Here is a 17654-nt window from a genome sequence, read left to right on the forward strand (position 1 = left end):
CGTGGAAGTCTGCTTATTTCTGATTGGCCACGCTGATGCGCATACGCGTGAAACGCGTGCTCCCGATCTCTCGCCCTTCGGGCTAACACCGCGAGACGTAGAGGGACTACGCCGTTTCGTGATCCACGTGCCCGCGGAATCGGACGACTGCGACCCTCTGTCGAAGACCGACGTTTCCGCGCGACCCCGTTGCGTGCTCCAATGGTATTTCGACGACCTCGAACTACTTGAACAAGCGCTGCAATCGAAGGGCGCGATGCACGACATAGTGGGCGAATCGTCGAGCATGGGTCTCATCTTCACGCAGCAAGCCATGGCGGTCAGGCGATTCGCCACCCCGGATCCGGGCAATTTCGGCACTCGCGCCGAACGCTGCACTTACCTCGTCAGCTACGAAGGCGAAGCGCAGGACTTCAACGCGTGGCTCTCGCATTACCTCGCGCATCATCCACCGCTGATGGCGCAATTACCCGGCCTTCGCGAGCTCGAAATCTACACGCGGCTCGATTACCGCTCGGGCCTTGGTATCGCGCGCGCCGCGGCCATGCAACGCAACAAAGTGGTCTTCGACGATTCCGCGTCGCTAGCGGCTGCCCTGGCGTCGCCGATACGCGCCAGCATGAAGCAAGACTTCAACGACTTTCCGCCCTACAGTGGCGCGACGCTGCATTTCCCTATGCGTAGCATTTACGGTAATCTGAAACCCAAATAAACGCTCTCCCTCGCCGCGATCCGAACGTCATGACCAAGTCGCACCCCGGCATTACGGATTTGAACCTGCTGCGCGTGTTCCTGGCCATCTCCGATCTGCGCAGCCTGACCGCCGCGGGGGAGCGTCTCGGACTTACGCAACCGGCGGTCAGCCACGCCTTGCGCCGGCTGCGCGTCCTGTTCGACGACCCGCTGTTCGTTCGCACGCCCACCGGCATGGTGCCCACCGACGCCGCCCTGCGTTTGCACGCGCCGCTCACGCAAGCGTTCGGCATCATCAACAACGCGGTCCAGCAAATCGCCAAGTTCGATCCGGCCACGGCGCAACGCGTGTTTCGCGTGTCCATGTCGGATATGTCGGAGTTCTATTTCCTGCCGCCGCTTCTTTCGATGCTCGACCGCAGCGCGCGCGGCATTCGCCTGGAGATTGCGAATGTCTCCGTCGATTCGGTGAGTTCGGCCATGCGCAGCGGCAAGATCGATCTGGCGCTCGGCTATGTGCCCGGTCTCGATCCGGGTTGCGTGAGCAAGACGCTCTTCGTCGACGAACATGTTTGCGTGGTGCGGGCCGGCCACCCGCTGCGCAAACAGAAGCCGACCAAGGAGGACCTCGCGAGCCTGCGTTACGTCTACGCCAGCACCAATGCGACCGGTCACCGGATGGTCGAACAATGGCTCGAAGAGTTGAATTTGCGCCGGGATATCGTGCTGCGCCTGCCGCATTTCGTGGTGGCGCCGGAGATCGTTCAACATACCGACCTTGCCGTGATTTTTCCGCGGAGTATCGCGCAGCGCTTCAATCGCAACAAAGCCTTTCGCATTTTGCCTCTGCCGTTCGCGCTGCCGCCCATCGAAATCCAGGTCCACTCGCACTCGCAATTTTCGGCGGATCCGGGCATTGCGTGGTTGCTGGATGAGATTTACGGCATGTTCCATCAATCGTCGATTGGTGCGAAGACGCGAGCGTCGGCTGAACCGTGAAGCCAGGCGGCTAAGCTTCGGATGCTGAAGTTCGGTACTATCCTTGTCGACAACGATGACGGCGGCATCGACCGCTCGTGGGCCGTTCCGCACCGGGAACGGATGATGAACAACTGACTGTGGACTTCATGGCGCGCTCTCTGAACGCTGCAACACTCCTCGACCTCGCGCGCGCTGCGCAAACGCGCGCCACCGTGCCCTGCACGTGCACGAAAACGCCGCTGGACGGCTGGCAATCGCAACCTCTGTCGCTCGATGAAACGCAGTTCGAGGAAATCGGCACGCTGTTGCCGGAGGACGATCCGGAGCCGACGTTCAGCGAGTATCTGCCGGGAAAAACGAACTACTGGGCAGCGGATGCGCCTATCGCGCCGCGCTACTTTCCGTATAACCGCTGCGCCGTGTGGCAATGCTCGTTGTGCGGGCGGCTTTATCTGCGTTACGTGGAAGGTGGCGGGTATTTTGTGGACCGCAGGATTCGTGCGGTGCGGGCGGAGTTGATCGAGGATGTGGGTTTGCCGGAGTGATCGCGGCACTCAAACGCGCGCCGCCTAATGCCCCGGCTTCAACGCCGCATACGCCCCGGGCGTGATCCCATAAGCCCGCTTGAACAACCGGTTGAGATGGCTTTGGTCGTAGAAGCCCACAGCCGCCGCAGCCGTCGCCGCAGTCTGCCCTGAGGCAAGCATCCGCTTCGCCGCCAGCAACCTCACCTGGGTCGCGTACGCGTGCGGCGGCAGCCCGAATTCCTTGCAGAAAGCGCGCGTGAGATAGTAGCGGCTCAGCCCCACCAGTTCCGCCAGTTCATCGACCGAGATATCGCGCTCGTAATTGGCGGCGACGTACTCGCGCACCTGCTCCATCTTGCGCGCTTCGCGCCGGGGTTCTCCCGCTTCCTCACCCGAACGCCCATAGCGCCCGACCAGCATCCCCATCGCAGCCCACCAGTTTGCCTGACGCTCCATCAGCGACACGGCGCGCTGTTCGTCCAGGCTCGCATGCGCCTTGACCAGCAGGCCCGCGAGGTGCGGATCCTGATACAGCCCCGGCGGAATCAGCAGCGGTTTGTCGGCGCGCGCGTCGGGAGAGAAGACGGCGCTGAGTGCGCCGAGCCCTTCCATGTCCAGGTAGATCGCGCGATAAATCCATTCGCGGCCTTCCCAGACCTCGCCGCTATGGTATTCGCCCGGCCCGAAGACCAGCACGCTGCCGGGGCCGGCAACCTCGCTGCCCGCGCGCGTATGGCATTGGCCCGCGCCGGTTTCGGTCATGACAATGACCAGTTCGTCGTGCAGATGCCGGTCGAACTTGTGATTGCCGTAACGGGCGCTCGCGAGACATGCGCCGTCGAGCGCGCCGTCGCGCCAGCAGACCACTTCCGGCTCGCTTTTATCCGATGTCTCCATAGCTCGCGCCCCCTGTTCTTCAAACCAGTTCGATTCTGACCCGGCGATTACGACGGCCCTTGTTCTCTATTTTCGCGATGCGAATGGGCCGCGACTGCGCGGTATTGGTCAGGTGAGTGCCGCCGCACGCCTGCCGGTCCAGATCGCCGATCTCGACGATGCGCACCGTGCCGTCCGCCGTCGGCGGCGGTGCCACCGAGAGGCTGCGGATCAGACCTTGCGTCGCCTTCGCTTCGTCGGCGCCGACGTAGTAGGTGCGCACCTCCATCGCGCCTCGGATCACCTCGTTGACGGGTTCCTCCAGCAGGCGCAGCGCGTCGTTGTCCGCTTCGGGCAGATCGAAGTCCATGCGCGCGGTGCCGTCGGCGTTGATCTGCGCGCCGGTCACGAGCGCGCCGGCAAAGCGCTGATATACCAGCGCGTTGAGAATATGCGTCACGGTATGGAGTTGGGCGACCGTGGCGCGGCGCGCCGCGTCGATGGCCACGTGCACGTTGCCGGCCAGTTCGAGCGGTTCGTCGAGCAGATGCCAGAGTACGTCGCCTTCCGCCGCGACGCCGGTAATGCGCACCGCGCCGTGCGCGTGCGTCAGCGTGGCGGCATCCGACACCTGGCCGCCGCCGCCCGGATGCAAGGCGGAACGGCCCAGCACGACCGCGCCGGGCCGCGCGGCGATCACGGCCGTTTCAAAGTCCAGCAGATCCGGCTGCTCATGGCAAAGATAATGCGGCACCTTGATGTCCTCGCGGGAATTGACTGAATACGCCTAGCATACCCAGTCCCGTGGGAGGCCGTCTTGGTTAAAAATGCCCTGCGCCGTCGTCTGAGACCATCAAGATTACGATCAACCGATATCTCCCAGGCGACCCGCGAAAACACCGATGACCTCTCTAAGGTCCTCCGGAGGTAAATTTCGTACCAGAACCAGGATCGTTCCAGAGAACACCTTTCCCTTCCAGAACTTGAACACGAGCGATGCAAGGGCGGTCAGCGAAACGCCCGTCGCAGCGAACAGCGCCGTGATCGCCGATACGTTGTCGCGATTGATAAAGACGAGCAGGCAACCGCCAAGAAACAGAATGGCGGTCATGGCAATGCACAAATGGAAGTACTTGTCGCTGCGTGACTGAACGAGTGCCAGGTCTGCGACAAGACGCTCCTGGGCAACGCGGCGCTCCTGTCTCAACTCGTCTTCGGCCGCAGGATTGACTGGCGCGCCCGGCACGGCAACGGGGTTCTCACCGAAATGCGCGCCGCCGAGAAAGCGATCCAGCAATCTGCCGATTTCTTTCATGATTCACCTCTGATTGGATGAGCGTACGGACCTTGAAGACAGCCTCCTCGAAAGATCCAGGTCGCTTCGAAAGCAACTTCATGACGTGCTGATAGATCAACATTCGCGGGAGCGGATAAGTCAGAAGTTCGTTGCATGCTACATAGCACCCCGGCGCCTTCTGCTTGACGCGCATAGCCATCAGCACGCACGTGCAAACAGTGAGGTCCAGTAGCTTGTCGAAACCAGTCGGAATAAGAGCAACAATCGACTCGACCGTTTTCAGACCATCGGCAAACTCAATCGATGCGCCGCCTCTGAACAGTCGAGGCGCGCATGATTCGAGATGCAAGCGCCGCTCGTGCCACAGAGTCTGCAACTCGCTCAGACGTCCGGGCCGCACAAGACTCGAATCCCTTACGGGCGCATCGATTCCTCCCTTGAAAAGCGCGCGGTTCAATTCCGCTAACGGTTCGATTCCGCGCGCAGGCGAGCCCGACCATTCTTCCACGGCACAATGAAGTGCGTGCCGTGGGTCACCCAACGACTGACTAAGCGCCTGCGCATCGCACAGGTCGGTCGAGCGAAAAATTGCACTGCGCCAATGAGAAAAAATAGTGACGACTTCATAGCTGTCCATCAGTGCCACGATGTCCGTCAACCGCGCCTCGCGCCGCACCCTCACACCCATGCGCTCGACGCATCGAAGCCCAGTTTCGATGCGCGCCGCCGTGTCGCTCCAGCGCCGCCATGCCGCATCCGGATCGCGGGTGCGCGTCGAGCCCACAATCATGTTTTCGTAGATAAAACTTCCCTCTTCCGCGGCAAGAAAGCGCTGAACGAAATGATCGCGCGTCAGCGCCACGCCGACTGCGATCGCGCAATCGCTAGGCGACACGCTCGTTTTCATCGGATAGGCCCAAAGGTGAACGATCGACCATGTAGAAATCCTTACTGTCCTTGTCGATGACATGAATCGAACCATCGTCGAGCGGACCATAGGCTGCATGCAGGTCGTGCCTCAACTTTATCGACGCCGCATAGACGTCAAGACTCTGGATGCCCTGGAGCATAGTGCGGATCGCTTCGATCTGCACCTTTGCAGCGTCGGCCAGACTGGAGAAATAGAGCCGTATCCTGACCAGCAGTGACGCGCTGCTACCGACCACGGGCATCGTCACCTCGATGTCCACCGCGACCTGATCGCCTACCGCGATGGGCTCGGAGACTTGCACCGATTCAGCAGCCTTGGCCCAGTCGCCACGAGTGTGCAGCACCGCCTCGATCCCCTGGGGTTCCATCGTGCCGTCACGCGTCGCGATCAAACGGAAATCCGTCGCCTCAGGATCCTGTAACTTGGTCGAATGCAGAAGTGAACGTGCTGAGCGCTCGTCCATGCCGCGAAAATGCAGATGCAGGATGCCATCCTGATGTTCCGCGGCAAGCGTGCGCAATGCATCGACAGCAGCGGGGGAATTGCTCGCTTTGATAAACAGTCCATCCGAACCGTGTACGGCAAAATTCAGATCCCCGTCGCGCGAAATGATGAGCGGAATGGCCGCTCCACTGTCCTTTTGCGTCGTCGCGAATGCCGAGATAAACGCTCCGTCCGAGTTGCCGGCGGGTTCGGGCCCGAACCGCCAACCCGCACCCGACCCACCGGGGGGAAGATGGCCGCCTCCCATTCCCCGGCCGCCGCCCTGCGCCGCGTCGCCGGTCAGATGCAGCGTCTCGTTCAGACTGCGGGTGTCCTGCGCAGCCTGTTTGAACGCGCTTTCCACATCCCGCTCGATCAGGCTGGGATCCCTGCTCCCCGCGTCTCGCCCAACAATACGTTCGACCGCCGGCAGACCATCGCGGTCTGCTTCGTTGTACAGGGCGATGACGCGGCCGTTCTCCTCGGTGAACTTCACCGTGCCGCGTGCAACAGTGGAATCGGCTTGATACTCGAGAATAGCCGCGGACAGGTTGTGCCCGCCTGTGATATCCCCGCCCAACCTCTGGGCCGACGACAACACAATGGAAGGCGTACGGATCCATTGATTCGACGGGCGTTCATCCCAAGCGTGAATATAGATCCGGGCGGCATCCGCTCTCGCGCTGCTGTCGAGCGTGATAGCAATGGCCTCAGAGGCCTTTACCGACAACTCGATCATTTGATGCGTCTGCTCGTCGTCTTTTCCCACCGCTGCACGAAAGGTGGTCGGATCAGCCATGATGTCCACCAGCGCTTCCTTTTGCGCATCGGTTGCTGTCTGAAGGTAGGTGCGCAACGCGCTCTGTGCCGCGTCTATTCTGGCGAATTCGTTTTTGTCGTTCTGACTCATCGAGTCGTTGGTGTAGGCGGCAAAATCGATGGCAAGAAACCAGCGGATCAGGCCCTCGGTCTGCTCGTGCAATTGATTGGCGCCCGGCTTTTGCGGCTCGGATCCCGCTTTCGCGTGAATATCGTAATGGACGAATAGCTGATAAAGCGCTGCATATTGGACGACCCTCGCAAGGTTCGCGTCTCCCAGCGTGCTGAACCAGTCGTACGCGACATCTTCAGCGTTGCGCATGTTGGAATCGTCGCGGGCAAGATAGTCGATCGGCAGTGCGCCTGTTCGATGCAAGGCGTACACGTCGAAATCGCCGCGTTGGGTGGCGTAGCCTGCCCCTTTCGTATTCCAGTTGAATGTCACGCTGCTCTTATGAACAGCCTCTTGCAGCAAGGGCGTGGCGGACGAAAACGAAGTCGGGTCGGCGTATCTGAAGTTGACGTATTGGACCGCGCCGCCCATTGACCACGACTTGAGCATCTGATCCGTGACATTCAATAGGCTTCCATACTCGGTGTCGATCAACTGGTCACTGAGATAGATAGGCGCCCAATCAAGCTTGCGTTTCTGATCGACGCGGCCGGCCCAGGCGAACTTTCTTTCGTAACTCTGCGCGAGTTCATTCCTGTCGGCCGACGCGACCAGCATGATCGTCTCGACACGCAAAGGTGGCAGCGCGTCGACCCGGTTGACCCGTTCCCTGCCGATGATCGCCACGTAATTACCGAACCCAGTGCCGCCAACCACCATATCGCTGTCGAGCGCGAACTCTCGTGCCTGTGCCTTCGACTTCGCCAGGTCCTGATCCTTCGCAATGCACCAAACAATGAAGCCGCGCTCGGCCGAAACGTACACGCCGACCGCACCGCGATCCAACACCTGTTGCAACGTAACGGGCGCACCGCCTTCCAGCGACTGAAGACGAACGACACCGGCGGACGGCGCAGTCCCTGCGTCCGGGATCAGGCCCACAACAATCAACCCGCAAACGACCATCCATACAGCGGTGAGAACAAAGCGGCGCCGGCGCACGAGTCGGTAGCCGAGTGCGGCGCCGACCAGAACGGTCAGCAAGATACCCGCGACGCCCTTCAGCGTCCACGACTCCGCTTCGCGTTCGCGGTTGTCGCCGATCAGCCAGTTCCAGATCTGATTCGAACTCAGGCTGACGTCGATGCCGCTCAGACGCGAGTTGGGCGGCGTTTCTGCAATAGGCAGCGCGTAGGCTTTGTACGACGTCCCGTATAACCGGGACGACAGCGCGGCAACGAGTGAATCGACGTCAGACTGGGGCACAGGAGGAAGGTCGACCACGACGTCGGTCAATTGCCCGTTGTACCCAATCCGGGACGTTTTGACCATGAGCCCGCTCATGAGCGGCGATACGTCCTCGATGTCGTCGACCGTCACGTCGGGCGGCGGCTCCGAGATAACCATCGTTCGATGTCCCTGAGCGTCGGCAGCGGACAATGCAATCGTCTGCATATTGAGCGGATAAACCGCCCGGAAGCGGGCCCAGTCCGATTCCGCCTTTTGTGCGTCCGCCCATGCGACGGACGCGGACGCCATGGACAGCAGGAGGGAAGTGAGAAGGAGCGCGAAGAAGGTCCCGGAAGGACGCACTCTTTTAAGAACATTCCGGCGAGAAACCGACAGGTGAGACACGCCGGCCGACAGGAACGATTGCATCTTGGAGCACATCATGCCCTCCAGATTCACGAGTACTGATGCAGTGACTCCCCATGTCGCGAACAGGACGCTTACCTGGCGTCATGATTGGAATTTTATTTTTTTGACGATCAGCTCGTGCATGCAACGACTGGAACCTATCGGTTTCGCCGTCGATATGAATGAAGGGAGGGTAGCCTTCGAATCGTGTGCCGTCGTACAGTGGGCTTTCGCTGCGCCTGGCGACGCGTCTCGCGCGGCGTTCCTGCGTCCAACGGAGCCAAAAGCATCACCGTGCACGAAGAACGAGCGAGAAAAGACTTTTTTCAAAGCAACAAATCCGCGCCGAAAGCGCGCTGCAAGGCCGCCGGAGCATTGCGGAGCGCAGGAAATCCAGTATCCTGAACATCTCGCTGAACGCACCCGACAGCCCGGCTCTCCTCCATGAATCTATCTTTTGAAGTCCTGCAGGTACTCGATGCAATCGATCGAACCGGCACGTTTGCGAGCGCCGCCGAAACGCTTCACAAAGTGCCGTCCTCGCTGAGTTATCTGGTTCAGAAACTCGAACTCGATCTCGGCGTCAAGCTGTTCGACCGCACGGGCCGGCGCGCCACGCTGACGCACGCGGGGCGTGTGGTCGTCGAGGAAGGCCGTCGTCTGCTGGAAGCGGCCGAATCGCTCGAATTCAAGGCGAAGCGAATCCAGCACGGCTGGGAATCCGATCTGCACATCGCCGTCGACGAGATCATTCCGTTCGACCTGCTCTGGCATCACGTCAGCGAGTTCTACAAGCTGAAGCTGGAAACGAAGCTGCATCTGTCGAAAGAAGTGCTGGGCGGCTCGTGGGACGCACTGCTCACTCGTCGCGCGGACCTGATCGTCGGCGCGGCCGGCGATCCGCCGCCCATTCCCAATCTGATCGCGAAACCGATCGGCTCGCTGAAGCATGTGTTCGTGGTGGCGCCGGATCATCCGCTGGCGTCGATACCCGGACCGCTTACGATGGATATCGTCGCGCGCCACCGCGCGGTCGCGATCGGCGATACATCACGCAAACTCGCGCCGCGCACGATCGCGCTCGCCGTCAATCAGGAAGTGCTCACGGTACCGACGCTCGAAGCCAAACTCGCCGCGCAGATCAGGGGCCTGGCAGCGGGCACGATTCCGGAATGCCTCGCCGTCGACGCGTTGAGCCAGGGCGAACTGGTGCAAAAGGAAGTGATCGGCATGCGCGACGTCACGCATTTCTATCTGGCGTGGCGCGACAATGAATGCGGCAAGGCGCTGCAATGGTGGGTCGAGCAGTTGGACCGGCCTGACCTGATCGATGAAGTGGTGCAACAGCGGACGCTGCACGGTTGAGGTTCAGCTAGCAGGCTTCGCTGATCTGGTCCGGCGGCGGGTCGTCAAACGACGCCGCAGTGGCATCCGCATTCGTGTCCATCCGTGTATCGATGCCGGCGGAAATACCGGCCGGCGCGCACGCTTCAGTCGCGACACGCAGCAATGCTTTAGCCGCCTTGAAGTCGTCCCAATCGCGGCCCTCCGTGAGTCTCGCGCAGGCGGACTTCAGCAGTTGAACCGCCTCCGCGCTCCGGCCTTGCGCATGCCACAGCCGCCCAAGGCTGGTCGCGGCCCGCAATTGCAATGTGCGGCAACCCTGCGCTGACGATTCCTCCACTGCCGCGGTCAGACTCGCCTGCGCGTGCGTCGCCGCATCGCCGATCGGTGACTGGCCGGCGTGCTCCATCAGCAGCAGTTCGGCGTGCGCGCGTCGGAGTTCGACGGCATACCACTGGTCGCCGGTTTCGTTGCCCCGCGCGAGCGCATCGATCACGGCCGTCATGCCCTCCTCACGCTGCCCGGCGCGGCCGAGCGCAAGACCGTATTGCGCGGCGAGCATGGCGCGCGGCGCGGCGTATTCGAGCGCGTCGAGATCGTCCAACGCAGCGCGGAAGCTATGCACACGCTGCGCACTGGTGTCGTCCAGTGAGTGCAGGTATTCGTCGAAACAGCGGCAGCATGCATGCGCCACACGCAGCCCGACGCGCGCCGACACATCCCGCAACAGCGCGATGGCCTGAGCCGCCCGCTTACGATGGCCCGCCAGCAGCGCCAGCGGAATTTCCGCCTCGACCAGCACGTAGCACGTGACGATAGCCTGCTCCTGCCGGCACGCTTCGGCAACGCATGCCTCGGCGACCCTGAGCGCCTGATCGCGCGCGCCCTGCAAGCCGAGCACGCGGGCAAACGTCGCGCGGCCGACCACGCCCTGATCGATGGATTGCCCGAGCGGCAGCCGATGTTGCAGGCGGCCGGTGTGCTGCAAAAGCTGATCGAGCGAGGCGCGCGCCTGGTGTTGATCGCCCGCGTAATGCGAAGCAATGCCGAGCAGGCGATGAGCGAGAATCCCGTTGGCGGTATCGCCCGTCTCCGCGGCGAGCAACGCGAAGCGCTGCGCGAATGCCAGCGCATTGCGCGCCTCGCCGGACAACTGGCTCGCGTTCCACATGCCCCACAACGCACGCGCTTCGAACGTCTGATCACCGAGCGCGATCGCGAGCGCGAGCACCTCGGCCCAGATGCCGAGCGCTTCCCGGTTCGGTCCATTGACGTAGACGAGCGCCGCACCGAGCGCGGCCAGCAGCTGCATGCGCACGAGCAAATGGCGCGGCGAGCGCGAGCCCTGATACATCGTGTCAACGGCGTCGAGCGCGCGCCGTGCCCAGACGCAGCATTCGTCGACCAGCGAGAGCTCATACAGCAGCGACACGAACTTCACCGCCAGCGTTTCACCCAACGCAGCGTCGCCTTTGGGCGATAACGCCCAGGCCAGCGCGGCTCGCAAGTCGTCGAGTTGCTCGCACATGCGGTGATGCCAGCGGTGCCGCTCGGCGCCCACGGCGTCTGCTTCATGTACCTCATAGGCGTCGCTCGACGGATCGCGTTCGAGCAGGTTGGCAAAATAGCGCGCGTGAGTGAGCGTGACGAGGCGCCGCTCGCCGTTGTCGTCGAGCTTTTGCATCGCGTAAGCACGCGTGGTTTCCAGCAGCCGATAACTCGCCTTGCCGCGCTCCGCCTGCATCACCACCAGCGATTTTTCGACGAGCCCCGATAGCGCCGCGATCACGTCCGATTCATGCAATCCGTCGTCGCTCACCAGGGCGATCGCCGAGTCGATCGTGAAACTGTTGACGAAAACACCGAGCCGGCGCAACGTCGTGCGCTCCGCGTCGTCGAGCAGCGCGTGGCTCCAGTCGAGCGTCGCCTTCAAGGTCTGGTGGCGCGGCAACGCAGTGCGATTGCCGCCCGTCAGCATGTTAAAGCGGTCGTCGAGGTGATCGGCGAGCGTCTCGATGCCGAGTATCGCGGCGCGCGCCGCCGCCAGTTCGATAGCCAACGGAATGCCGTCGAGGCGGCGGCACACCGTGCCGGTCAGATGGATGCTTCTGTCGTCGGACGAAAAACGCGCGTCGATCGCGCGGGCGCGTGACAGGAACAACTGGACGGCACTGCGTTGCAGAACATGCTGACTCTCATCGTCGCGAGCGGGCACGTCGAGTGACGCTACCCAGTACAGGTGTTCGTCCACGACACGCAGAGGCTCGCGGCTCGTCGCGAGAATCCGGATGGCCGGACTCACGTTCAAGAGCGCTTCGGCTAGCTCAGCGGCGGGGCCGAGCACATGCTCGCAGTTGTCGAGCACGAACAGCACGCGCCGTTCGCCGAGTTCCTTGCTGATGCGCGCCAACGTAAGCGGGCCGCTCGCGGCGCTCACGCCGACGCTATGGGCGAACATGGCGAGCACGCTGTTCGCGTCCACGGTGCATGCAAGCGGCACGAGATAGACACCTTCCGGGAAGTGCGCCAGTAAGCTGCGTGCGATCTCGATGGCCAAACGGGTCTTGCCAATTCCGCCCGAACCGACGAGCGTCACATGACGCGTCGAAGCGAGCGCCTGCGCAATGTCGCTGATTGCCTGATCGCGCCCGATCAGCGACGAGCTATTGGCGGGCAGATTGTTGGGAACGCTGCGAACGGGTGCGATGTCTTCGGCGGCGTCGGGCGCGTTATCGTGAACGGCATTGCCCGTCTGTTCCGCGCAGGCCTCTCTGGATACCAGCCGGTAGCCTCTTCCCGACACTGTCTGTATGAGGTTGCGACTCTCGCCCAGCACCTTGCGCAAGGCGGACATATGCACCTGAAGATTGTTCTCTTCCACGATGGTGTCCGGCCAGACCCGCTCGAGCATGGCGCTCTTCGACACCAGCGCGCCGTTCGCGCCGATCAGCACGGCCAGGATGTCGAATGCACGGCTGCCGATGCGCACAGGCTGTCCGTCGAGAAACAGTTCTCGGCTGGCGAGGTCCACCTGAAGCGGGCCAATCCGAATCATTGCCTGAGTATCCAAGACGCTGCGGGATGAGGAACCACTGAGTACCGACTGCTCAGCGTTGAGTCCCCGCAGTCTAGATCAATCGCGAATACGCATGCGCGGAAAAAACTGAACCTATCGTTCAAATTTTTTGTACTGAGCAAGCGGCTGCTGACGAAGCGTCTTGTGCGCGGCCAGGTCGACCTATTGGCAACGGGTTGCGTCGCGACGGCATGTCCGCGCGACGACGCGTTTCGCCCGTGGTTTCAGATAGGTTTCGCCTTCCGTTTCATTGCAATGGCCCGTTAACTGACTTGCTGTCCGAAACAACTTGACCTGCCAAAGGGCTCGACTAACGATGAGCGATTTTTTCGGCGCGCGTCGACACTTTCCGTTCAGCCGGCGCGCCTCGGTGTCACAGCAGGACCTTGTTGACTTCTTCCAGTGTCCTTCCAACAAAACCGGCGATGAACTCGGGCGAGTAGCCGTTTCTTGCAATATTTCGAATTTCGGCTTTGTCTGCTTCAGTTAAAGGTCTGGCTGCTGGTGCAGGCGTTCCTGCGGGAGGCGCGGCGACCGGGTCGTCCGCAGGTGCCACCAAAGGGACGTCTTCTTCATACAGCCTCTCGATCGCTGGCGGATCCACGTGGAGCTCCTCCGCGACCTGTCTTAAATCCTGCCCGTCATCTAGCGCGCGTATCGCCTGCACCTCCTGATCCACCGTGAGCGGTCGAACCCATTCGTACGAGCCACCAAAGCGCCCTGGAGCATGGGAAGGCCCCGGTTGGGGAGAACCAGGGCGCTGGATAATGGAGCCCATCCCGTATTCGTGCTCAATGACCAGCACCGTAGTTTCCGGCAAGCCGGAGGCCCTGGCCAGATCGCCAGTCGTGAAGCAATAGTCCCGATCATTGAGCGCCGCCACCATATCCGCCAGTTGTTTCGGCATGACCGAGTCCATGGTTTTCGTGCGGTATTCATTTGCGAGACGATCGGCGTTCCACAGAGGGATGCCTAACTTCTCGGCAACGTCTTCTCTGGTATAGCCTTGCTTGAACATATCCTCTGCCACAGCCCCGTCCTCGGAGTTCAGACGGATGTCGTGGATATCGTGTGTACCTTCGGGCACACCCTGGCGCAGGCGCCTGACGTACTCGGGAGAGATGCCCAGCTTCTCAGCGACCTCCTCGGCGGACTGTCCCTGGCTCAACAGTTCGCGGGCCAGCGAATCTCTCGCCATCCGCTGCTGGTTTGCGATTCCCCGGACGGTTTCCAGCGGCAGACCCCGTTCCACGGCAATGTCTTTCGCAGCCCTGCCCTGATCCAGTTGCCGAAGCACTGCGGTTCGCTTTTCTGGCGTCGTGTCCCACCACGACCTTTTGTAGGTATTGGCGTTGACATTGGCGTAGATGTCTCTGACCGTGCGCTCTGACAAACCAACCGTCGTGGCGACTTCCCGAACGGATTTTCTCTGATCCCTCAGGGCGAAGACCTGATCGATCTGCTCTGGCGTGACGCGCTGCCTTGTCCCTCCCGCGGGTACCTCTGCGTCCCGCGCGATTGTCCTCACGGTTGACCGTGAAGTACCGATGGTCTGGGCGACTTCTCTTCGGGTTGCGCCCTCCTTGAGTTGTTTGACAATCTCCTCCCGGAGGGTCGGCGTGATCCGTCGAGCACGCAAGAAGGCGTCGGGGGGCGATCGCATTTCTCCCCTGATGTTGGCTACCGAAAACCGCGATATTCCAACTTTTCGTGCTATTTTGCTGTTCGACAGGTCGGTCTCTGCTATGAGCTTTTTTACTTGCCGCCGAGTTTCCGGAGCAATCCTTTGGTTTCCAACTGCCTTCGGAGCAATATTGTTGGCTTTTGCAAGCCTGTCGACTACCTGCCGCGATATTTTCAGCTTTCTTGCTATGGCACTGTGCGTCAACTCGCCTTCTTTCAACAGCTCGATCGCCCTTTCAATGGTCGCCGGAGGGATGTGGCGAGCACTCTGGCCTATATTGAGCTTTTTGGCAATGAGATTGACCGTAGCTTCGGCCACCCGCGTTTCGCTGGCGATTCGTGCTTGTGACATCTCCCGCTCATTGAGCAGCCTGACGATTTCCTGTTTGACCGAATCGCTTATTCTTTTCCCGCCTCCCAGCAATCCCACGTCCCCATGCACTTCCCACGCGTGGGTTGTTTCGTTCAGCCTGACCGCATACTGCGGTTTCCACGAGGCCCCTTTATAAAAAACGCGCCAGGTGACGTTGTCCGGGTCGAAGCGGACGTGATAGGCCTTGCCTCCGAGTTCGATATACCTGTTGCCGGCGGAATCCTCGAGAATTCCCGGTTGGCTCCCCCGGCGTAAATTACCAGGAACAACATCGGGGTCGGCGTAGTTACTGAGCGATTGATATGGGCTGATCCCGACCGCCTCATGTGCGAGTTCGCTGGTGGGATCAACTGGTGGGCCGGCCTCCGCGAGAGCCTTCTTCTCGAGCGCCTCGGCGGCTGCCTTCGCTTGCGGACTCAAAGTCTGGTCTGCCAGCGTCCCCTTGACAATGCGGTCAGCCGCATCGTCAGCGAGACCTTTGGCTCCAGCGCGGACGCCTGTTCCAGCCAGATCCTCGGCCTGTCTCGCCGCCGCGGCAATGGCTTTGGCCCCCCGGCCGACCTGTTTGCCGAGGCCCACGCCGGTGAGCGCGTCAAGTAGCATCCCGCCAAACTCGAGCCCCATCCGCACATTGTCCGGCAGGGTCGAAGGTATAAGATCACCCAGAATCCCTAATGGCGTTATCTCAAGCAGGACGCGCATCACGCCTTCCAGTATTTGCCCAGCCAACTTTTCTGCACGTGCCTTGGGCGTGATGGAGTAGTTCCTGTGACTGGCGTCGCTCAGGATATCTGTGTACTGGTCGCTAAGATCGCGTACGTAATCGGCGTTCACGGGAGGCGGGCTCTTGAGTATGTCGGTATACCTTTTGGGGCCTCCCACCGAGTGCGCATTCAGTGGGGCGGTTACTTCGGTATGCCACTTATTAAGAGTGGTCCGTAATTCCTGTGAATCGCGCATGCGTTGCGTGAAGGCCAGCACGACTTTATCTTTCAATCTGTCCTGCCCCGGATTGATCTGAAAGAGCTGGCGCCCGATCAGCTCGTAGCGCTTTGCCGGATCAGTCTGTGCTTCTGCTTCCCGCAGAATGCGGTCGACTTCCGCATTGGCTTCGCCCCACTCAGTGCGTTGCAAGACCAGATGCGCGCGCGTTGCCAGATCGATTCTCCGCTGCAATTTTTCCTTCAGTTCCGCAGCCTCACCGAAAATGGCTTTTCGTTCGGCTGGATCGGCTGCGTCAAAGAAATCCTCGCGCAGCCGTTCGAGGCGATCGACGTCTTCCCGCTGCTCCTTGTCCAGATAGGCTTCGCCCATGGGGGGATTGAAAATGCCAAGCGCCCGGTCCACAGGATCGTTTATGACCTTGGGGTATGCGTTACGGACGGCACCGTCCAGGTCAAGAGCTTTCTCAAGTATCGCCACGCGCCTGGTCGGGTCAGCTTCAAGCGCGTAGGCCGTGCTCAACGTGGCCAGCGCACTGCCGTAGAATTCGCGTTGGCTACGAGGCATATCTACCAGCAGGCGTCGCAGAACAAGGTGACGTTGTTCGAACTGGACCACATCAGGCGGATAGCCCGTCATTTCCTGTTCAAGCAATACTTCCATGCGTTTTTCAATAGCAACGTTCCTCTCGGAGTTCGCATGACTGTAACCGTCAGCCGTATCGAACTCGTTATTGAGCTCGGTGAATTCTTCAAGGGTGGCGCCAGGCAGAGTGCCAGAAGTCTCGATATTCGCGCCGTCCGCCGACGGTTTCGTCGAAGGCGCGTCTCCCGTCGCGCGGCCCGACAACGCTACCGCCGTTGGGATGGCTTTGCCCGAACTGCGGGACGTCGTAGCACGAGCCGAAACCGTCCCGCCTGACGGACCACGCGGGGAAGCTGCGGCCGCGCTTCTTTGGCCTCCTGGTGTGGGTTCGATCGCAGCGTTACCTGCCTTACCCGTTTGCGGCGCGTCCCGCGAGGGCGCGGGCGAGACGCCGGCCTCACTGGGCGAACCTTCGTCGACCCGTTGGGCCTGGCTGGCGTCTTCGTCCAACGAATAAGAGTCCTGGCGAACCGGAGTCGTCGAGTCGCTGTTTGAAGTCTTCATATTCCTGCACTCCCTATTGATAGATAGCGCAGCGAACGATGGCAATCACGATTGCTGCCCGACAATTGCAGCATGGTGAGTCGGCTTCCGTGCAATACCTGGTTATAGGCCTCCTTTTCTCTTTGAAACGTTTCTATCTTCCAGCGCATCGCGTACCAATCGATCTTGTCGATTGCCTCCGCCCAGGTGATCTAGCGCGCGTCGCCTGACATGACAGTGGAAGCCATGCACGCAATGACGGAAGCCAGAATCATGGCGTCCGCATTGGCCGGGATCGCGCTGCGTATTCTCGGCTTGTAGATCGCATCGTCACGGCGAATCGTCGCGCCGCTCAATGCACAGCGTCCCTTGATGCGGGCGCGGCAGCAGATCCACACCTGGTCGACATATTGGCAACGGGTCGCGTCCTGCCAGAGCACGGCAATCGACGTGTCCGACAGACGCTCGAGTACTTCGATCTGGATATGGCGCGACGGCGCATCCGCGGCGGCGACGCGTTTCGCCGGCGCCTTCAGGTAGGCTTCTCCTTCGGTTTCATTGCAATAGCCCGCCAACAGCCGGTTGATCACGTGACTCCACACTGGCGCGCGGCCGTCGTCCGGCATCGCCGATGTGTTGTCGCTGACCTCGCAATACGCTTCACGACGAACGCGCGTCCCGTGCTGAGCCGTCTCCGTGCGTTGCTTCAAGGGGGTTTCGATCTGCATGATGCTGCTCCCGAAGTGTTTGC

At 61.1% G+C, this 17654-nt stretch carries 12 protein-coding genes; 4 read left to right on the forward strand and 8 right to left on the reverse strand.

From position 1 onward, the window contains the following. Nucleotide 1: 1 nt before the first annotated feature. The 3 genes from HF916_RS25035 to HF916_RS25045 all read left to right on the forward strand — a co-directional run bounded on the left by HF916_RS25035 (nt 2) and on the right by HF916_RS25045 (nt 2219). A complete protein-coding gene (locus HF916_RS25035; protein ID WP_168791453.1) occupies nt 2–712 on the forward strand; it encodes an EthD family reductase in 711 nt (236 codons plus the stop codon). A 29-nt stretch (nt 713–741) separates the two neighbouring features. After that, nucleotides 742–1692, forward strand: coding sequence for a LysR family transcriptional regulator (locus tag HF916_RS25040; protein ID WP_168791454.1), 951 nt, complete (start codon nt 742–744; stop codon nt 1690–1692). A 128-nt stretch (nt 1693–1820) separates the two neighbouring features. Beyond that, entirely contained in the window at nt 1821–2219 is a 399-nt protein-coding gene (locus tag HF916_RS25045; protein WP_168791455.1) for a hypothetical protein, read from the forward strand. A 24-nt stretch (nt 2220–2243) separates the two neighbouring features. Here the strand turns inward: HF916_RS25045 and HF916_RS25050 are convergent, their stop codons facing one another. From HF916_RS25050 to HF916_RS25070, 5 genes are all read right to left on the reverse strand, one after another. Next, nucleotides 2244–3098, reverse strand: a complete 855-nt coding sequence (locus HF916_RS25050; RefSeq protein WP_168791456.1) for an AraC family transcriptional regulator — start codon at nt 3096–3098, stop codon at nt 2244–2246. Between the two features lie 19 nt (nt 3099–3117). Then, nucleotides 3118–3831, reverse strand: a complete 714-nt coding sequence (locus HF916_RS25055) for an alanyl-tRNA editing protein (RefSeq protein ID WP_168791457.1) — start codon at nt 3829–3831, stop codon at nt 3118–3120. A gap of 111 nt (nt 3832–3942) precedes the next feature. Next, the gene (locus HF916_RS25060) at nt 3943–4392 is read right to left on the reverse strand and encodes a hypothetical protein (protein ID WP_168791458.1); all 450 of its coding nucleotides are present in this window, start codon (nt 4390–4392) and stop codon (nt 3943–3945) included. After that, nucleotides 4337–5281, reverse strand: a complete 945-nt coding sequence (locus tag HF916_RS25065; protein ID WP_168791459.1) for a hypothetical protein — start codon at nt 5279–5281, stop codon at nt 4337–4339. The genes HF916_RS25060 and HF916_RS25065 overlap by 56 nt, the downstream gene beginning before the upstream one ends. Beyond that, the gene (locus HF916_RS25070; protein ID WP_168791460.1) at nt 5259–8408 is read right to left on the reverse strand and encodes a hypothetical protein; all 3150 of its coding nucleotides are present in this window, start codon (nt 8406–8408) and stop codon (nt 5259–5261) included. Before HF916_RS25070 ends, HF916_RS25065 begins: the two co-directional genes overlap by 23 nt. A 393-nt stretch (nt 8409–8801) precedes the next feature. On the opposite strand from HF916_RS25070, the gene HF916_RS25075 reads away from it, so the two are divergent. Further along, the gene (locus HF916_RS25075) at nt 8802–9722 is read left to right on the forward strand and encodes a LysR family transcriptional regulator (protein WP_168791461.1); all 921 of its coding nucleotides are present in this window, start codon (nt 8802–8804) and stop codon (nt 9720–9722) included. Between the two features lie 7 nt (nt 9723–9729). Here HF916_RS25075 and HF916_RS25080 read toward each other — a convergent pair whose 3' ends face one another. The 3 genes from HF916_RS25080 to HF916_RS25090 all read right to left on the reverse strand — a co-directional run bounded on the left by HF916_RS25080 (nt 9730) and on the right by HF916_RS25090 (nt 17631). Further along, nucleotides 9730–12756, reverse strand: coding sequence for an ATP-binding protein (locus HF916_RS25080; RefSeq protein ID WP_168791462.1), 3027 nt, complete (start codon nt 12754–12756; stop codon nt 9730–9732). A 394-nt stretch (nt 12757–13150) separates the two neighbouring features. Then, nucleotides 13151–16924, reverse strand: a complete 3774-nt coding sequence (locus tag HF916_RS25085) for an ArsR family transcriptional regulator (RefSeq protein WP_168791463.1) — start codon at nt 16922–16924, stop codon at nt 13151–13153. Between the two features lie 191 nt (nt 16925–17115). Beyond that, complete coding sequence (locus HF916_RS25090) at nt 17116–17631, reverse strand: DUF3331 domain-containing protein (protein WP_168791464.1); 516 nt, start codon at nt 17629–17631, stop codon at nt 17116–17118. Nucleotides 17632–17654: the final 23 nt, after the last annotated feature.

The sequence above is a fragment of the Paraburkholderia aromaticivorans genome (genome assembly GCF_012689525.1).
Classification (GTDB): Bacteria; Pseudomonadota; Gammaproteobacteria; order Burkholderiales; family Burkholderiaceae; genus Paraburkholderia; species Paraburkholderia aromaticivorans_A.

Coding starts and splice junctions, on each gene's coding strand:
- HF916_RS25090 (WP_168791464.1), bottom strand. CDS start 17,631: ATGCAGATCGAAACCCCCTTGAAGCAACGCACGGAGACGGCTCAGCAC.
- HF916_RS25075 (WP_168791461.1), top strand. CDS start 8,802: ATGAATCTATCTTTTGAAGTCCTGCAGGTACTCGATGCAATCGATCGA.
- HF916_RS25085 (WP_168791463.1), bottom strand. CDS start 16,924: ATGAAGACTTCAAACAGCGACTCGACGACTCCGGTTCGCCAGGACTCT.
- HF916_RS25065 (WP_168791459.1), bottom strand. CDS start 5,281: ATGAAAACGAGCGTGTCGCCTAGCGATTGCGCGATCGCAGTCGGCGTG.
- HF916_RS25060 (WP_168791458.1), bottom strand. CDS start 4,392: ATGAAAGAAATCGGCAGATTGCTGGATCGCTTTCTCGGCGGCGCGCAT.
- HF916_RS25080 (WP_168791462.1), bottom strand. CDS start 12,756: ATGATTCGGATTGGCCCGCTTCAGGTGGACCTCGCCAGCCGAGAACTG.
- HF916_RS25040 (WP_168791454.1), top strand. CDS start 742: ATGACCAAGTCGCACCCCGGCATTACGGATTTGAACCTGCTGCGCGTG.
- HF916_RS25045 (WP_168791455.1), top strand. CDS start 1,821: ATGGCGCGCTCTCTGAACGCTGCAACACTCCTCGACCTCGCGCGCGCT.
- HF916_RS25050 (WP_168791456.1), bottom strand. CDS start 3,098: ATGGAGACATCGGATAAAAGCGAGCCGGAAGTGGTCTGCTGGCGCGAC.